Source organism: Streptomyces filipinensis (assembly GCF_014649495.1).
GTDB lineage: Bacteria > Actinomycetota > Actinomycetes > Streptomycetales > Streptomycetaceae > Streptomyces > Streptomyces filipinensis.
Genome location: NZ_BMTD01000030.1, coordinates 22,250 through 38,987, shown reverse-complemented (window position 1 = coordinate 38,987; position 16,738 = coordinate 22,250). Strand labels below are relative to the sequence as shown.

Annotated in this window: 14 protein-coding genes; 2 read left to right on the top strand and 12 right to left on the bottom strand. The window is 70.8% G+C overall.

The window, feature by feature from the left end; translation table 11 throughout:
- Positions 1 to 3: 3 nt before the first annotated feature.
- The 12 genes from IE244_RS38665 to IE244_RS38610 all read right to left on the bottom strand — a co-directional run bounded on the left by IE244_RS38665 (position 4) and on the right by IE244_RS38610 (position 12,390).
- Positions 4 to 528 carry an Rv1363c family protein gene (locus tag IE244_RS38665; protein ID WP_373305830.1) on the bottom strand — a complete coding sequence of 175 codons (525 nt, stop codon included), beginning with the start codon at positions 526 to 528 and terminating at the stop codon, positions 4 to 6.
- On the bottom strand, positions 501 to 1,778 hold the full coding sequence (locus tag IE244_RS38660) for an MCE family protein (protein WP_191878250.1): 1,278 nt from the start codon (positions 1,776 to 1,778) through the stop codon (positions 501 to 503). The genes IE244_RS38665 and IE244_RS38660 overlap by 28 nt, the downstream gene beginning before the upstream one ends.
- Positions 1,775 to 3,070 carry an MCE family protein gene (locus IE244_RS38655; protein WP_191878249.1) on the bottom strand — a complete coding sequence of 432 codons (1,296 nt, stop codon included), beginning with the start codon at positions 3,068 to 3,070 and terminating at the stop codon, positions 1,775 to 1,777. The genes IE244_RS38660 and IE244_RS38655 overlap by 4 nt, the downstream gene beginning before the upstream one ends.
- Positions 3,067 to 4,191, bottom strand: coding sequence for an MCE family protein (locus IE244_RS38650; protein WP_229854716.1), 1,125 nt, complete (start codon positions 4,189 to 4,191; stop codon positions 3,067 to 3,069). The genes IE244_RS38655 and IE244_RS38650 overlap by 4 nt, the downstream gene beginning before the upstream one ends.
- Positions 4,188 to 5,168 carry an MCE family protein gene (locus IE244_RS38645; RefSeq protein ID WP_191878285.1) on the bottom strand — a complete coding sequence of 327 codons (981 nt, stop codon included), beginning with the start codon at positions 5,166 to 5,168 and terminating at the stop codon, positions 4,188 to 4,190. The genes IE244_RS38650 and IE244_RS38645 overlap by 4 nt, the downstream gene beginning before the upstream one ends.
- A 191-nt stretch (positions 5,169 to 5,359) precedes the next feature.
- Positions 5,360 to 6,397: an MCE family protein gene (locus tag IE244_RS38640; RefSeq protein WP_191878248.1), complete on the bottom strand. Its 1,038-nt coding sequence runs from the start codon at positions 6,395 to 6,397 to the stop codon at positions 5,360 to 5,362.
- On the bottom strand, positions 6,394 to 7,629 hold the full coding sequence (locus tag IE244_RS38635; RefSeq protein WP_191878247.1) for an MCE family protein: 1,236 nt from the start codon (positions 7,627 to 7,629) through the stop codon (positions 6,394 to 6,396). The genes IE244_RS38640 and IE244_RS38635 overlap by 4 nt, the downstream gene beginning before the upstream one ends.
- A 5-nt stretch (positions 7,630 to 7,634) precedes the next feature.
- Positions 7,635 to 8,438: an MlaE family ABC transporter permease gene (locus tag IE244_RS38630; RefSeq protein WP_116144292.1), complete on the bottom strand. Its 804-nt coding sequence runs from the start codon at positions 8,436 to 8,438 to the stop codon at positions 7,635 to 7,637.
- Positions 8,439 to 8,441: 3 nt separating this feature from the next.
- A complete protein-coding gene (locus tag IE244_RS38625; protein WP_191878246.1) occupies positions 8,442 to 9,212 on the bottom strand; it encodes an MlaE family ABC transporter permease in 771 nt (256 codons plus the stop codon).
- Positions 9,209 to 10,156, bottom strand: a complete 948-nt coding sequence (locus IE244_RS38620; protein ID WP_191878245.1) for an ABC transporter ATP-binding protein — start codon at positions 10,154 to 10,156, stop codon at positions 9,209 to 9,211. The genes IE244_RS38625 and IE244_RS38620 overlap by 4 nt, the downstream gene beginning before the upstream one ends.
- 95 nt (positions 10,157 to 10,251) lie before the next feature.
- Entirely contained in the window at positions 10,252 to 11,280 is a 1,029-nt protein-coding gene (locus IE244_RS38615; RefSeq protein WP_191878244.1) for an RNA polymerase sigma factor, read from the bottom strand.
- A gap of 54 nt (positions 11,281 to 11,334) precedes the next feature.
- A complete protein-coding gene (locus IE244_RS38610) occupies positions 11,335 to 12,390 on the bottom strand; it encodes a lytic transglycosylase domain-containing protein (protein WP_191878243.1) in 1,056 nt (351 codons plus the stop codon).
- Between the two features lie 766 nt (positions 12,391 to 13,156).
- On the opposite strand from IE244_RS38610, the gene IE244_RS38605 reads away from it, so the two are divergent.
- Together IE244_RS38605 and IE244_RS38600 are read left to right on the top strand one after the other, a co-directional pair.
- Entirely contained in the window at positions 13,157 to 14,740 is a 1,584-nt protein-coding gene (locus tag IE244_RS38605; protein ID WP_191878242.1) for an FMN-binding glutamate synthase family protein, read from the top strand.
- A gap of 14 nt (positions 14,741 to 14,754) precedes the next feature.
- Positions 14,755 to 16,518: a thiamine pyrophosphate-dependent enzyme gene (locus IE244_RS38600; protein ID WP_191878241.1), complete on the top strand. Its 1,764-nt coding sequence runs from the start codon at positions 14,755 to 14,757 to the stop codon at positions 16,516 to 16,518.
- Positions 16,519 to 16,738: the final 220 nt, after the last annotated feature.

Below are 16,738 nucleotides of genomic sequence, written 5' to 3'. Positions count from 1 at the left end.
CGGTCAGCCCACGAACTCGACGTCGGAGGTCAGCCAGCGCCCGCCCTGGTGCACCAGGTCGAGCTGCAGCCGATAGGTGCGCGCCTGTCCCTGGGGCACGGCGGTGTTGGTCACCTTGCTGTCGGCGACCACCAGGACGCGGGCCGAGTGGGCGTCGGACCGGACGATGCCGGCGTCGAGGACCTGGCCCTCGGACACCGACTTGTTCGCGGCGACGAGCTTGGTCAGCTCCGCCGTCTGCGCGGTGAACTGCTTCTTGAAGCTGCCGGTGGCGCTCCTCAGCACGTCCGCGCTGTCCCGGCCGTAGTGCCGGTAGTCGAGCGAGGTGAAGTTCAGCGCCGACTGGCGGGCCGCCCCGAGGACATCCCGGCGCCGCTGCTCCGTCTCGTCCTGCTGGTGGAGGCGGAGACTCAGCCAGAGGGCGGCGGCGGTGGTGAGGACGGTCGCCACGACGAGGCCGACTGTCCACGCCCTCCCGTTCACCCCGGGCAGCCTCACGTTCACGCCATGGGACCGACGAGCAGCCATTGCCACGACTCCTTTCCGAACACCGTCTGCTGGCCGCCCGTCGAGCCGACCTCGACGGGCCTTCCGTCCGGGCCGGTCGCGGTGCCGGTCTCCGGGTCGTACGGCGTGATGTACGCCGTCTGATGCGCGCCGCCGGACGCGGCCTGCGCGCCGGGAGCGTTCTGCGCGCCCCGCACCGACGTCTTGCTGCCGCGTGGGGCCGCGCAGTGTGCGTCGGGGTTCGCCTCGCGCGTGCTCGTGTCGGCGGGGTCCCGCCGTGCCGTGCCGTACCCCTGGGTGCACGGCGGCGGGTCGCCGGCGTTCACCACCAGCCCGAAGTGGGTGGTGCCGTCGCCCGGGACGACCGTGTAGCTGCCCGAGACCAGCGCCGGAAAGGTGACGAGAGCCTGCTCCACGCCGGGCAGGTGGGCCAGCGTGACCCGGCCGCCGCTGATCAGGTTGGCCAGCAGGACCGACAGCTGTGGCCCGGTCGACTTCAGCAGCGAGTCGACCTCCTGCGCGGCCGGCGTGGCGTTGCCGATCAGCTTGCGCAGATCCCCGTCGCCGGCCTTCAACTGTGCGGTCAGCGCCGCCAGGTCGTGCGCGAACGACTTGATGGACGAACCCTGGTCCGCCTGCGTCTTGAGGACCTTCCGTGAGTCCTCGATCAGCGAGATCGTCTCCGGCAGCGACTCGGACGCCGACTCGACGAGCGCGTTGCCCGAGTCCACCATCCGGCTCAGGTCCGGTCCGGTGCCGGAGAAGGCCTTGCCCAACTCGTCGACGGTGACCCGCAGATCGTCCTTGTCGACGGAGTTCACCAGCCGGTCCAGGCTGAGGACCAGGTCCGTCGTGGGCAGTGGCACACGGGTGCTGCCGCGCGGGATGGTGCTGCCGTCCAGGAGATACGGACCCTTGGACGTGCGCGGCTGCAGATCCACGTACTGCTCGCCCACCGCCGAACGGTTCGCCACCACGGCGAGGGTGTCCGCCGGGATGCGCGGTGCCCCGTCGCCGATGTCGAGGGCGACCGAGACGCCGTCGGCGCCGGTCAGCCGCAGCGCCCCGACGCGGCCCACGGGCACCCCACGGTAGGTGACCTCTGCGCCGGCGAAGATACCCCCTGAGTCGGCGAAGTCGGCCCGCACCGTGTAGCCGCGGTCAAGGACGTCGTCCACCAGGCCGGTGTACTCGGCGCCGACGTACGACACCCCGACGGCGGTGACCGTGGCGAACGCGAGCAGCTGCGCCTTGACCGTACGAGTGATCACGGCTGGACCCCCTTCAGCATCAGCTCCGCGAGCGCGAGGTCGATCCCCTCGGGCGGCTTCGCGCCGGTGGTGTAGCTGCTGGTGCACACCGGTGGGCACAACGGCCCGCCGCTCCCGCCGCCCGAGGGAGCCGACGGCACCGAGGGTGACGACGGCGCCGAGGGTGACGACGGCAGGCTGGGGGTGCTCGGCAGCGGGGTCGGCGCCGGGACGCCCGGCAGGTCTGGGAGGTGCGGCGCCTCGGGGGTGCCGGGCGCCGGGGAACCGCCCTTGCCGTGGCGGGGGCTGCCGCCCGTCGTGTTCCCGTAGAGGTCCGTCAGGTCCAGGTCGGCGGTGATGTGGAGGTTGACGTAGTCGCCCTTGACGGCGGCGGTGGCGTTGCGGGGGAACGGGTAAGTGGTCAGCAGCTCAAGGGAGTTGGGCAGGTCGTTGCCCGACTTGTTCAGCTGTTGCAGGATCGGCCGGAGCTTCTTGAGGTTCGCGACCGTGTCGTCGTGCGAGGCGGTGACCACCTTGGTGCCCGTCGTGCCGAGCTTCGACAGGGCGGTGAGCATCTTCGTCAGATCGCGTCGCTGGTGGGCGAGGACCTTCAGGGCGGGCGGCATCGTGTCGACGGCCTTGGCGATGGTCTTCTTCTCCTTCCCGAGGCGCCCCGCGAGCCGGTCGACGGCCTTGATCGCGCGGACGATGTCGTTCCGCCGGTCGTCCAGACCGCCGATGAACGTGTCCAGTTCCTTCAGCAGGGACCTGACCCGGCTCTCCCGGCCGTCGAGGGCCTTGTTCAGCTCCACGGTGATCGTCTTGAGCTGGGCCACCCCGCCGCCGTTCAGCAGGGCGGACAGCGCGGACAGCACCTCCTCGACCTCCGGGTTGCGGCCGCTGCGGGACAGCGGGATGCGGTCGCCGTCGCGGAGCCGGCCCACGGCCGCCGTGCCGGTCGGAGCGGCCAGTGCCACGTACTTCTCGCCGAGGAGACTGGTCTGCCGCAGCTCGGCGACCGCGTTGGCGGGCAGCTTCACCGAGTCGGCGACCCGCAGCCGTACGCGTGCGTGCCAGCCGTCCAGCTGCACCTTCTCGACCGCGCCCACGGTGACGTCGTCGACCTTCACCGCCGACTGCGGCACCAGGTCGAGGACATCGCGGAACTCGACGGTGACGTGGTACGCGTGACCGTCCGCGGCGGCGCCGCCGGGCAGCGGGACGTCGTACCAGCCGTTGAACTCGCAGCCGGACAGCAGCAGCGAACCGACCGCCGCCGAGGCGATGGCCCCGCCCATGCGTCGTACGCTCATGCGCTCGCCCCCAGGATCCCGCCGAGCGTCCGGTCGACCGTGCCCGTCACCGCGGAGCCCCGCGGCGTCTCGGGCAGGGAGTCGAAGAGTTTCTTCAGCTCCTTGCAGTCGGGGTTCTTGCCGCCCTCGTCGCCGGTCGTCTTCAGCACGGAGCACAGCAGCGAGGCCGGGTCCTGTGCCTGCTGGGCGTTGTCGCGGGTGTCGAGGGTGCCGGCGGAGGGGTTGTAGGCGTCGTTCAGGTTGGACAGGCCCGTGGGGGCGACCCGCAGGAGCTCGTCGAGTGCGGCGCGTTGGGTGACGAGTACCCTGGTCACCTTGCTGAGGCCCTTCACGTCCGTGGTCAGCGACTTCTTGTTCTTCTTCACGAAGGCGGACACGTCACCGAGCGCCGTTCCCAGGTTCGTGAGCGCGTCCGCGAGGTCCTTGCGCTCGCCCGCGAGCTGCTTCGCGACCTGGGCGAGGCTGGTGTCGAAGGACCGCACGCTCTTGTCGTCGGCGGCGAGTGCTGCCGTGAACACCTGCAGGTTCCGCACCGTGCCGAACAGATCGGTGCGGCCGTCCGACAGCGTCGTGACCGCCTGCGAGAGGTCGTGGACCGTCTGATGGAGGTTCTCGCCCTGACCGGCGAGGTTGTCCGCGCTCACCCCGAGCAGCCGCGACAGCGAACCGTCCTTGTTGGCGCCTTTCGGGCCGAGCGCGTCGGCCGTGGTGTGCAGGCTGTCGAAGATGCGGTCCAGCTCGACCGGTACGGCGGTGCGCGACTGCGGGATGACAGCACCGCTTCGCAGCACGGGACCGTTCCGGTACACCGGCAGCAGTTGTACGTAACGGTCACTGACCACCGAGGAGTTGATGATCGCGGCCTTGGCGTCGGCGGGGACCTTCCGCCCTTGGTCGTACTCCAGCTCCACCCGCACCCGGTCGCCCTCGGGCCTGATCTCCTTGACCTCGCCGATCCGCACGCCGAGGACGCGGACGTCCGAGCCGGGGTAGATGCCGACGGTGCGCGGAAAGTACGCGGTGACGCGCACCGGCTCCGGCCGGGGCCACAGCACGTAGGTGAGCGCGGTGACGAGGGCGAGCGCGGTGAGCAGGGCCAGCCGTCTGATCGGGCTCTTCACTGCGCGCCTCCCGTCCGAGGCGCCACCGGAGCGGCGACCAGGTTCTGGACGTAGGAGTCGAACCAGCGGCCGTTGCCGAGGGTGTTGGTGAAGACCCGTACGTACGGCGCGAGCAGCTTGACGCTCCGGTCGAGGCTGGACTGGTTGCGTTCGAGCATCTGCACCACACCCTTCAGCCCTTTGAGCGCGGGCCCGATCTCCTTGTTGTCGTCGTCGACCAGGCCGGAGAGCTCGATGCCGAGTACCGCGGAGGTCTTCAGCAGCTTGTGGATCGCCTCGCGCCGCCTGCTGATCTCCGTGAACAGCTTGTCGCCGTCCTTGACCAGGGCGGTGAAGTCCTCGGAGCGGTCGGCCAGCACGCCCGTGGTGCCGTTGGCGTGGCGCAGGAGTCTGCTCAGTGCCTTGTCACGCGAGGCCACCGTCCGGGAGATCCTCGACAGGCCCTTGATGGACGCGCGTACTTCGGCGGGCGAGTCCTGGAAGGTGGTGGAGATCGTGTCCAGGGCCTTCGCCAGCCGGGCGGTGTCGACCTTCTCCGACGTGGTGGTCAGGTCGCTGAACGCCTGCACGACGTCGTACGCCGCGACCGTCCGCCCCAGCGGGATCTCGCTGCCGGGCTTCAACTGCCCCGGCCCCTTCGGGTACAGCGCGAGGTACTTCGCGCCCAGGATCGTCTTGACCCGGATGGACGCGCCGGTCCCGGTGCCGAACCTCGGATCGCCCTTGACCTTGAAGGTGACCTTGACGTGGTCGCCGTCCAGGTCCACGTCCTCGACCTTGCCGACCTTCACCCCGGCGATCCGCACCTCGTCGCCGGGCTTGAGGCCGCCCGCCTCCGAGAAGGCCGCGCTGTACGTCCTGCCGCCGCCGATGAACGGCAGGCTGTCGGCGTTGAACGCGGCCACGGTCAGCAGCGTGAGGACGGTGAGGCCGACGGCTCCGATCACCACGGGATTGCGATCACGGAACGGGGTCAGGCGGGGGCGGCGGAGCCGTAGGCGCGGCAGCCGGGGTGGCTCGACGCGCACCTTGAACAAGGGTCGCGGGCGCGGCGCCCGGCGCGGAAGCAGCCGTACCTTCCGAAGGCGTACCTTCGGAAGCCGTACCTGCGGCAGCTTCGGCGGCTCGACGCGGACCTTGAACAGCGGTTCCGGGCGGTTCTTGCGGGTCACGATCCGCACCTCGCCCTCGCCACATGCAGGTCGGGAGCGAGTACCTGCTTCGTCTTGGGGAGCACGATCCGGCCGTCGAAGTCGCAGAGGTAGAAGTTGAACCAGGAGCCGTAGGACGCGGCCCCCGTCAGTGCGTTCAGCTTGTCGGGCAGCCGCTTCAGCACGCCCTCCACCGTCTTGTCGTTGTCGTTGAGTGTTCCGGTGAGCCCGGCCAGCCCGGCGATGTCGTCCTTCAGCGGTGGCCGCGCGTCCTTCAGCAGCCCCGAGGTGGCCTCCGTCAGGTCGCCGATGCCCACCAGTGACTCCCCGATGGGCTTGCGGTCGGCGGACAGACCGGAGATCACCCGCCGCAGCTGCTTGAGCAGCCCGGAGAAGCGGGTGCCGCGCTTGTCCAGCGTCGCCAGCACGGTGTTCAGGTGGTCGATCACCGAGCCGATCAGCTTGTCGCGGTCGGCCAGCGTCGTGGTGAGCGAAGCGGTGTGCAGCAGAAGGCTGTTGACCGTGCCGCCCTCGCCCTGCAGCGTCTTGACGATCTCGGTGGCGAGCTGGTTGACGTCCTGCGGGCTGAGCGCGGCGAACAGCGGTTTGAAGCCGTTCAGCAGCGCGTTGAGGTCCAGCGCGGGCTGCGTGCGCGACAGCGGGATGGTGGCGCCGGGCTTCAGCCGGGTGCCGTCGCCCGCACCCTCGGTCAGGGCGACGTACCGCTGCCCGACCAGGTTCCGGTAGCGGATGACCGCGTGGGTGCTGATGAGGAGCGGCCGGTCCGCGCCGGCGGTGAAGGTGACCTCCGCCAGTGTCCGGTCCTTGATCCGGATGTCCTCGACCTCACCCACTCGTACCCCGGCGACCCGGATGTCGTCGCCCTTCTCCAGGCCGGTGACGTCGCTGAAGACGGCACGGTACGTGTGCCCAGGGGTGAAGGAGAGGTTGACGATGGTGGCGGCGAGCAACGCCGTCGCCAGGATCGTCACCAGCGCGAAGAGGCTGAACTTGATCAGCGGGGCGGTGGTCTGCCGGGCGCCTGTGCTCCTCATGCGACGCTCACCGCCGTCCCGCGCGCCATCGGTCCGAACAGCAGCGTCGCGACCGGCGGCACCTCGTCGTCGGGCACGCCCAGCACGGGGGACACGAGCGAGCCGACGGCGTGCTGCTCGGCCCGGGTGGCGGAGACGCCGGGCGGAGGGGACGAACTCCCCGTCTTCGAACCGTCGTTGAGGTGAACCCCCGGCGCCGGTACGGAAGGATGCGGCAGATTGCGGCAGTTGGGCCCCGACCGGTCGGCGTACCGGGGCTCCTCACCGGGCTGGTACGCCCCCCGCTGGCGCACCACCTCGAGCGTGATGTGCATCGTGCCGCCCCGGAACGCCTGCTCGGAGGCCTGCTCCTCGTGGACCAGGCCGGCAAGCAGGCAGGGGTACTCGGGCGAGTAGCGGGCGAAGAGCTCCAGCGTCGGGCGGGAGACCCGGCCAAGAGCGATCAGCCGGTCGCCGTTCGCGTGGAGGAAGTCGCCCGCGGTGGCCGCCATGCCGGCCGTCGTGGTGAGCGCGGACGCGATGCGGTCCCGCTGCTCGACCACGGTGCGGCTGGTGGTGATCGTGTTGCGCAGGATGTCCATCAGGTCCGGCGCCGCGTCGCCGTACACCTCGGCGACATCGGCCAGGCGGGCGAAGTCCTCGGTCATGGACGGCAGATGAGGATCGAGGCGGTGCAGATAGGTCCCCACGCGTGTGAGGTTGTCGCCGATCCGGTCGCCGCGCCCTTCGAGGGCGGTGGCGAAGGCGGAGAGTGTGGCGTCGAGCTTGCCGGGCTGGACGGTCCGCAGCAGCGGCAGCAGGTCGTTCATCAGCTGCTGGAGCTCGATGCCGACGCGGGTGCGGTCCTGGGTGATGACATCACCGGGCCGGATCGGGCGGGCCACTGAGTGTGCGGGCGCGACCAGGTCGACGTACTTCTCGCCGAACAGCGTCTTGGGAAGCAGGCGCGCCCGTACGTCGGAGGGGATGTCGGGGACGTACTCCGGCTTGAGCGCGATGTCGAGCGTCGCCTTCGTCCCGTCGGCGTGCACCTCGCGCACCTCGCCGACCAGCAGCCCGCGCAGCTTGACGTCGGCCCGCGGGTCGAGCTGGTTGCCCAGGCTGTCGGCCTCCAGCTCGATCCGTACGGCCGGGGTGAACACCTGCTGGTACACGGCGACCGACAGCGACAGCAGCAGTGCGAGTACGGCGATGAACACCACGCCGTACAACCGCAGTCTCAGCACCCTCATACGGTTCACCCCGCGATCCTCACGGTCGTGCTGGCGCCCCAGATCGCGAGCGACAGGAAGAAGTCAAGGACGTTGATCGCCACGATCGACGTCCGCACGGCGCGGCCCACCGCGACGCCGACGCCCGCCGGGCCGCCGCTCGCGTAGTAGCCGTAGAAGCAGTGCACCAGGATGATCAGGACGGCGAAGACCAGCACCTTCCCGAAGGACCACAGCACGTCGACCGGCGGCAGGTACTGCTGGAAGTAGTGGTCGTAGGTGCCCGCGGACTGCCCGTAGTAGCCGGTGGTGATGGTGCGGGCGGCGAAGTACGAGGACAGCAGTCCGATCACGTACAGCGGGATCACGGCGACGAAACCGGCGATCATCCGGGTGGTCACCAGGAACGGCAGCGAGGGCACGCCCATCACTTCGAGGGCGTCGGTCTCCTCGCTGATCCGCATCGCGCCGAGCTGCGCGGTGAACCCCGCGCCGACCGTCGCGGACAGCGCCAGCCCGGCCACCAGCGGGGCGATCTCCCGGGTGTTGAAGTAGGCCGACAGGAAGGCCACGAAGTTGGACGTGCCGAGTTGGTTCAGCGCGGCGTACCCCTGCAGACCCACCTCCGTGCCGGTGAAGAACGACAGGAAGGCGATCACGCCGACCGTGCCGCCCACGACGGCGAGGGCACCGCGCCCGAAACTCACCTCGGCGAGCAGCCGCAGGATCTCCTTCTTGTAGCGGCGCAGAGTGCGGCCCGTCCATGCGAGCGAGCGCCCGTAGAAGGACAGCTGGCTGCCCAGCTCCTCCAGACTCTTCAACACTGCCATGCCTCAGCCCCTCTGCGGGACGACCTGGAAGTACACCGCGGTCATCACGAAGTTCGTCACGAACAGCAACATGAAGGTGATCACCACCGACTGGTTCACGGCATCGCCCACACCCTTGGGACCGCCCTTCGCCGTGAGTCCCTTGTACGAGGCGACGACGGCCGCGATCGCCCCGAACACCAGCGCCTTGATCTCCGCCGCCCACAGGTCGGGGAGCTGGGCCAGGGTGGTGAAGGACGCCAGGTAGGCGCCGGGCGTGCCGTGCTGCAGGACGACGTTGAAGAAGTAGCCGCCGGCCACGCCGACCACCGACACCAGGCCGTTGAGCAGCACCGCCACCACCATCGACGCCAGCACGCGTGGCACGACCAGCCGGTGGATCGGGTCGATGCCCAGCACCTGCATCGCGTCGATCTCCTCGCGGATCTTCCGCGCCCCGAGATCCGCGCAGATCGCCGTGCCGCCCGCGCCCGCGATCAGCAGCGCGGTGACGATCGGCGACGCCTCGCGCAGCACCGCCAGCACCGAGGCGGCCCCGGAGAAGGACTGGGCGCCGAGCTGCCGGGTCAGGCTGCCGATCTGCAGCGCGATCACCGCGCCGAAGGGGATGGACACGAGGGCTGTGGGAAGAATGGTGACGCTCGCGACGAACCAGGCCTGCTGGATGAACTCCCTCGCCTGGAACGGCCTTCGGGGCATGGTCCGGACGACGTCCAGCGCCATCGCGAACAGGTTCCCCGAGTGGCGCAGCGCTCCGGCCGGTGACAGTCTCACGCGTCCGCCACCGCCTTCCGGTGACGCAGCTCGGCCTCGTGCCGGGCGATCGCCTCCCACCGGGGCGGTCGGGTGATGCCCGGTCCCGGCAGCAGGCGGGGAGTCAGCGCCCGGCTGCCTGGGGTCTGTGTCGTGTCGCCATCGCCCAGCGCGGCCAGCTCCTGCTCGACCTGCGTGGCGTCCTTCTCCTCCGCCATGCCGATCGGGCCCTGCATCCGGCCGTTCAGGAACTGCCGGACGACCGGCTCGTCGCTGGTCAGCAACTCCTCACGCGGCCCGAACATGACCAGCTCGCGCCGGAACAGCAGCCCGATGTTGTCCGGGACCTGGCGAGCCGAGGCGATGTCGTGCGTGACGATCAGGAAGGTCGCGTCGATCTGGGCGTTGAGGTCGACGATGAGCTGGTTGAGATAGGCGACGCGTACCGGGTCGAGACCCGAGTCGGGTTCGTCGAAGAGGATGATCTCGGGGTCGAGGACGAGGGCGCGGGCGAGACCGGCCCGCTTCCGCATCCCGCCGGAGATCTCGCCGGGCAGCTTCCCCTCCGAGCCGATCAACCCGACCATGTCCATCTTCTCCAGCACGATGCGCCGGATCTCGCTCTCGGACTTGCGGGTGTGCTCGCGCAGCGGGAAGGCGATGTTGTCGTACAGGTTCATCGAGCCGAACAGGGCGCCGTCCTGGAACAGCACGCCGAAGAGCTTCCGCACCTCGTACAGCTCGTGCTCACGGAGCCTGGTGATGTCACGCCCCGCGATCTTCACCGAGCCGCAGTCCGGCTTCAGCAGTCCCACGAGCGTCTTGAGGAAGACGGACTTGCCCGTGCCCGAGGGGCCGAGCATGACCGAGACCTCCCCGGCGGGCAGCGTCAGCGAGACGTCCTGCCAGATGACCTGGTGACCGAAGGACTTGGTCAGCCCTTCCACACAGATCTCGACACCCATCCGGTCCACCTTTCGGCCCGTGGAGCAGCTCCGACATCTGCTCTACGGGGAGAGGCGGGGGGTCCGTCGCGGGAGAGGAAGATTTTTTCGACGGCCTACGGCAGGGCCGTCGGCGTCGGTACGGCCACCGGGACGGACGGCGTGGCGGAGGCCTCCGGGACGGCCCTCAGCGTTGCCGGCGCCGTGGACGCGTCCCGCGGGCCGGGGAGGCCGGGCACGCTCGGCAGCTTCGGCACGCTCGGGACCTCGGGAACGGCCGGCGCAGGTGACAGTGAGGCCGTCGGCAGGGACGGCACCGACAGCGGCAGCAGCGACCGGCCGTGGGTGCCGGTCGACGGCGTCGCGCTGGGAGTCGGCGAGGCGGCCGGCAACTCGCGGGTGCTCGGGGCGGGCGTCCGGTCGGCGCCGTCGGGTCCCGCGGTCTTGGTGGTGGCGTCCGACACGGGGGACGCGGCGGACCGGGGCGACGTGTCCGGTCGGCCCCCGTGGAGGGCGTACGGCAGCACGAACCCCGCCACCGCAAGGGTCGCCGCCGCCGACGTGGCCGCCACGGCCTGCGCCTTGCCGCCCGCCCGCAGCCGCCCCCGCCCGATCATGAACAGCGCGAACCCGAGCGTCCCGGCGAGCGAGGCGCGCAGTGTGCGCCGGGCACGGGCAAGGAGGGATTCGACGGTCCGGTAGCTCAGCCCCATCCGGACGGCGACCTGGCTCACATCAAGGTCCTCGGACTTCAGCCGCAGCGCCTCCGCCTGGCGCGCGGGCAGCTCCCCGCTGCGCCTGGCCAGCCACCTGGCCTCGGCCCGGTCACACACGGCCTCCTCGATCGGCACCGGTCCGGGAGCGACCAGCGTCGGGCTGGTGCGGACCTCGGCCTCGCGGTTGACCTGCCGATGGCGGTCCACGCACAGCCGCATGGTCACCGTCGTCAGCCAGGCGGCGAGCCGCTCGTCGTCCAGGTCCGGCCGCTCCGCCGCGCGCAGCATCGCCTCGTGCACCGCGTCCTCGGCGTCCTCCCGGCTCATCGACCTGCGCCGGGCCACCTTGAGCAGCTGCTCACGGTGGCTCCACATCCGCTGCCAACGGTCGTCGGCGGCTCGTGTCTCCGCAGGCATGTCCGTCGCCATGAGGGCCCCTTTGCGCTCACCCGCCGGTCTCGTCCCGTCCGGCGTGCGGCGACATTACCCCCCGGTAGCCGCCGTTGTGGAGGGGGCGAAGGCCATCGACTTCCCGTTGTCACTGGTCAGCGGGGCGCTGCTCGGGAGCGGGTCGTCGGTGGGCAGACCGACCGACGGGTCGGGCACGGGAACCAGGGGTTCCGTCGTCTTCCCGCCCGCCGGACGGGAGTTGGAGGGCGTCGGCGAAGCAGGGGCCGACGGTTTCAGCGACGGTGTGGCCCTCGGGCGAGGTGACGGTTCCGGCTTCGGTGTGGACTTCGCCCGCGAAGGGCCGGGCTGACGTGAGGGCTGTACCGACGTCGTGGCGGAGTCGTCAGGAACCACCCGGTGACCTTCCAGGAAGTACGCGTACCAGGCCCTGACCGTGCGCAGATACGCCGCCGAGTGGTTGTAGCCGAGGATCGCCGCGTCCAGGCCGGCGGGCTCGGACAGGTCCCTTCCGGCCGCGCACAGATAGCGTCCGGCGGCGAGCGCCGCGTCGAACACGTTGTCCGGGTCGGCCCGCCCGTCGCCGTTCCCGTCCACGCCCCAGCCGGCCCAGGTCGACGGAATGAACTGCATCGGCCCGACCGCCCGGTCGTACACCACGTCTTCGTCGTACGCGCCACCGTCCGAGTCCCGTACGACGGCGAAGGCGCCGCCGTCCAGGCGCGGACCCAGAATCGGCGTCACGGTCGTGCCGGCCGCGGTCACCCGGCCGCCCTGGGCCTGCCCCGACTCCACCTGGCCGATCGCGGCCAGCAGCTGCCACCTGAGCCGGCAGCCGGGCGCGGTGCGCGCGAGCTCCGCCTCGGCGTGCTGGTACGCGGCGAAGACGGTCGCGGGCAGCGCGGCGCCGTCCACCGAAGTCTTCTTCCCCGTCCGGACCCGCGCCGGCGGAGGAAGCTCCGTGCGGTACGGGGTGTCGCCGGACACGCTCGGCCCGTGTCCGCCGGGCCGCTGCACCGGTACGGCGGCCCGTACCGGGGCCGCACCCGACGCCTGTGACGCGGTCAGCGCCGCCATCGCCGCCGTCGCGATCACCGTGCCTTTGACGCCCCTGACCATGTGCCCTGCCATGTCGCGATCCCTCCCTGTGGGCTGCTGTCGTCTGCTTTACGCGGGAGGGAGGCGCGTCCGTCGGAATGACCCGGGTGCCGAGAAGGCCGTCGAGTACGTCCGCACCGGCAGCGTGTCCGCCGTCGAGCTCCCGCACCGTCGAACCGGGGGCCGTGGGCAGGCGCGTGGGTCCAGGCCGGCGAAGAGGCGGAGAGCGGCCACCTGGGCGAGGTGTCGAGCCGAGGCCCACTGACCGGGTACGTGCGGGCTTTCACCAGGCAGGTCGGTTGTCCGAACCGACGGCGTCGGAAGCCGCACCGGTCGCCTGGCCCGACCAGGCGGCCGCCGACCGCGCCCACGGCCTGACGGACGTGCGGCCGGGCTGCACGCCGTCGAGCCCGCCGCTGTCGGGCCGGCGGACTTCGGGCGGCCCGAGCCTGCTCCACACCGACCCGGCCTTCGCGCCGGTGCCGGCGGGCGAGGCTGCCTCGACCAGCCCGCGTCTGCCCGTTCCGGCGATCTGGCCCAGCGCACCAGATCGGGCAGGGGCCGAAGGGGCCGCCTCGTCGCTGCAGCGGACCAGGTTGGCGACGCACCCGCCCAGCAGCCGGAGAGCGAGCTGAGAGGCGTCGTCATCCTTTGAAGGCGGAGTCGAACGCCCATACAGGACGTCGAAGTCGGCGGCGACGTGAGCCGCTCTCACCGGTGGACGCCTCCCGCGCCGACGCCGGTCGAGCTGAGCACGTCTCCCAGGACTGGAGAGCGATCGCCCGGCAATGAGCAAGGGGTGACACGTATCGCAATCGTCGTCCTGACTCTTGTCGCAGGTGCACTGGCGTCCCTGGCGGCGGCCTGGATCTCCCCATGGTGGTTGCTCGTCGCCGTACCGGTGACGCTGCCGGCTCTGCTGGGCGCGTGGGATCTGCTGCAACGCCGGCATTCGGTGCTGCGCAACTATCCGGTGCTCGGCCATGCCCGCTACCTCATGGAGCGCATACGCCCGGAGTTGCAGCAGTACTTCATCGAGCGGAACTACGACGGACGTCCCTTCGACCGGGACGTGCGCAGCATCGTCTACGAGCGTGCCAAGGGCACGGACGCGGAGGAGCCCTACGGCACCGAAAGGGACGTGTACCAGCCCGGTTACGAGTTCCTGGTCCCCTCGATGGCGCCGCGACCGGTGCCGAAGGAAGCGCCGCGCGTGCGGATCGGCGGTCCGGACTGCGGCCGGCCCTACGACATGGCACTGCTCAACGTCTCCGCGATGAGCTTCGGATCGCTCTCCGCCAACGCCGTCCTCGCCCTCAACGGGGGCGCGGCGGCAGGGGGGTTCGCCCAGGACACCGGTGAGGGCGGACTGTCCGAGTATCACCTCCGCCCGGGGGGTGACCTCGTCTGGGAGATCGGCACCGGGTACTTCGGCTGCCGCACGCCCGACGGCGACTTCGACTCCGCCGAGTTCTCCGACAAGGCCGCACACGATCACGTCAAGTGCGTGTCCCTGAAGCTGTCGCAGGGCGCAAAGCCCGGCATCGGAGGTGTCCTGCCGGGAGCCAAGGTGAACGCCGAGATCGCCCGGGTCCGCGACGTGCCCGAGGGGCGGACCGTCGTCTCGCCGCCGTACCACCGGGTCTTCTCCACCCCGCGGGAACTCGTCCGCTTCATCGCCCGCATGCGCGAGCTGTCCGGCGGCAAGCCCGCCGGCCTCAAGCTGTGCGTGGGCTCGCGCCGGCAGTTCCTGGCCGTGTGCAAGGCCATGCTGGAGGAGGGCACGGCGCCCGACTTCATCGTGGTGGACGGCGCCGAAGGCGGGACCGGTGCGGCGCCGCTGGAGTTCGCGGACCACGTGGGTACCCCGCTCACCGAGGGGCTGCTCACCGTGCACAACGCCCTCGTGGGCACCGGCCTGCGCGACCGGATCAGGATCGGCGCGAGCGGCAAGATCGCCACTGGCACCGACCTGGTCAAACGCATGGTGCAGGGTGCCGACTACGGCAACGCCGCGCGGGCGATGATGTTCGCCGTCGGCTGCATCCAGGCGCAGCGGTGCCACACGAACACCTGCCCCACCGGCGTCACCACCCAGGACCCCCGCCGCGCCCGCGCCCTCCACGTCCCCGACAAGACCGCGCGCGTCCAGCGCTTCCAGGAAGCGACCGTGGCCAGCGCGTTGCAGATCATGGCGTCCATGGGCGTCACCGACCCCGCGCAGCTGCGTCCGCACATGCTCCGCCGGCGCGTCGACCCCTTCACCGAGCGCTCCTACGAGGAGCTGTACGAGTGGCTCCGGCCCGGGCAGTTGCTCGCCGAGCCGCCGGCCTCTTGGGCGGCCGACTGGAACGCCGCCGACCCCGACCACTTCACCGTATGAACCGGAGGACTCACGTGGCCCGTACTGTTGCCCGCGTCATCGTCGACGCGCTGAGCGAGCTCGGCGTGCGCCAGGTGTTCGGTGTCGTGGGAGACGCGCTCAATCCCCTGACCGACGCCATCCGCACCACCGGGAACCTTGAATGGGTGGGCTGCCGGCACGAGGAGGCGGCCGCGTTCGCCGCGAGCGCCCAGTCGCAGCTCACCGGAACGCTGGGGGTGTGCATGGGCACCGTCGGGCCCGGTTCCGTCCACCTCCTGAACGGCCTGTACGACGCGGCCAAGAGCCACGCCCCGGTCCTGGCGATAGCCGGCCAGGTACCCCTCGCCGAGATCGGCAGCGACTACTTCCAGGAGGTCGACAACGACGCCCTCTTCAGCGACGTGGCCGTCTTCCGCGCGACCATCACCTCGCCCGACCAGCTGCCGCAGATGCTGGAGACGGCGGTGCGCCACGCACTGGGCCGGAAGGGTGTCGCCGTCCTCACCGTGCCGGGCGACCTGGGCGATCGGGAGCTGACCGCCGACCGTCCCTCCCGGTTCTCCCTGAACCCTCCGGTGAGCCGGCCGGACGGGACTGCCGTCCGCCGCGCCGCGGAACTCCTCGACCGGTCCGAACGGGCCACGCTGCTCGTCGGCGAGGGCGCCCGCGCCGCCCGCGAGGACGTGCTCACCCTCGCCGACCGCCTGGCCGCACCGATGGTGCTCACACTCAAGGCCAAGGCGGGCTTCGAGGGGGACACCAACCCCTTCCAGGTCGGCCAGACGGGACTGATCGGCAACCCGGCCGCCGCATCGGCCCTCCAGGACGCGGACACCCTCCTGCTGCTCGGCACCGACTTCCCCTACCGGGACTGGTATCCCGAGGGACGGACCGTGATCCAGGTCGACACCGAGGCCACCCACATCGGACGCCGGGTGTCGGTCGACGTCGGCCTCGTGGGGGACACCGGCGCCACTGTCCGCGATCTGCTGGACCACCTCGGCGCCGCCCCCTCGGGTACCGAGGGCGCACGCGACCGCTCGCACCTGGAGAAGGCGCGCGAGCACTTCGACCAGTGGCGCGCCGGACAGGCCCGGCTCGCCGACCCCGCGCACGACAAGGGACTCGTGGGCCGCATCCGCTCAGCGCTGGACAACCGCGCCCATGACATCCGCCCGGAGGCCCTGGCCGCGGCCGTCGACCGGATCGCGGCCGACGACGCCGTCTTCACCTCCGACACGGGCATGGCCACGGTGTGGCTCTCGCGCTTCGTCGAGATGCGCGGCGAACGGCGTCTCATCGGCTCCTACAACCTCGGCTCGATGGCCAACGCCATGCCCCAGGCCCTGGGTGCCCAGAGCCTGGACCGCGAGCGGCAGGTCGTCGCCTTCTGCGGCGACGGCGGCCTGAGCATGCTCCTCGGTGACCTCATGACCCTGAAGACGTACGGCCTGCCCGTCAAGCTGGTCGTCTTCGACAACCGGCGGCTGGGCATGGTGAAACTCGAACAGGAGCAGGCCGGCCTGCCCGAGTTCGGCACCGTGCTCGACAATCCCGACTTCGCCGCCGTGGCCGAGGCCATCGGCATCACCGGCATCCGCGTGACGGACCCGGCAGAGGTGGAGAGCGCCGTGCGACGCGCCTTCGGCAGTCCGGGCCCGGTCCTGCTCGACGTCCTCACCAACCCCGACGAGATCGCCGTCCCGGCCAAGCCGACCGTCGAGCAGGGCTGGGGGTTCGCGGTGGCCAAGGTGAAGGAAGTCGTGCGCAGCCACGGAGAGCCGAGGGGGAACTGACGACGCTCGGGGAATGGTCTTCAACCTGGCCCTCCGCAGTCGATGGCCTGGCGGCAAGGACGTTGATGAGGGGCCGGTGCTGGCGTGGTCGATCTCGCCGGTCACGGTCACGACGGTGACGCCGTCGGTGGCGGTGGACACGACTTCCAGCGGTTCGGGCCGGTGCCCGTTCTCGGTTTCCACCACGGTTTACTCAGGGTTGTCCGGCCCGATCACGGGT

What these genes read in the sequence shown, in the direction of transcription:
- IE244_RS38615 (WP_191878244.1), bottom strand. Translation starts at nt 11,280, where the DNA reads ATGGCGACGGACATGCCTGCGGAGACACGAGCCGCCGACGACCGTTGG.
- IE244_RS38610 (WP_191878243.1), bottom strand. Translation starts at nt 12,390, where the DNA reads ATGGCAGGGCACATGGTCAGGGGCGTCAAAGGCACGGTGATCGCGACG.
- IE244_RS38640 (WP_191878248.1), bottom strand. Translation starts at nt 6,397, where the DNA reads ATGAGGAGCACAGGCGCCCGGCAGACCACCGCCCCGCTGATCAAGTTC.
- IE244_RS38620 (WP_191878245.1), bottom strand. Translation starts at nt 10,156, where the DNA reads ATGGGTGTCGAGATCTGTGTGGAAGGGCTGACCAAGTCCTTCGGTCAC.
- IE244_RS38630 (WP_116144292.1), bottom strand. Translation starts at nt 8,438, where the DNA reads ATGGCAGTGTTGAAGAGTCTGGAGGAGCTGGGCAGCCAGCTGTCCTTC.
- IE244_RS38665 (WP_373305830.1), bottom strand. Translation starts at nt 528, where the DNA reads ATGGCTGCTCGTCGGTCCCATGGCGTGAACGTGAGGCTGCCCGGGGTG.
- IE244_RS38635 (WP_191878247.1), bottom strand. Translation starts at nt 7,629, where the DNA reads ATGAGGGTGCTGAGACTGCGGTTGTACGGCGTGGTGTTCATCGCCGTA.
- IE244_RS38655 (WP_191878249.1), bottom strand. Translation starts at nt 3,070, where the DNA reads ATGAGCGTACGACGCATGGGCGGGGCCATCGCCTCGGCGGCGGTCGGT.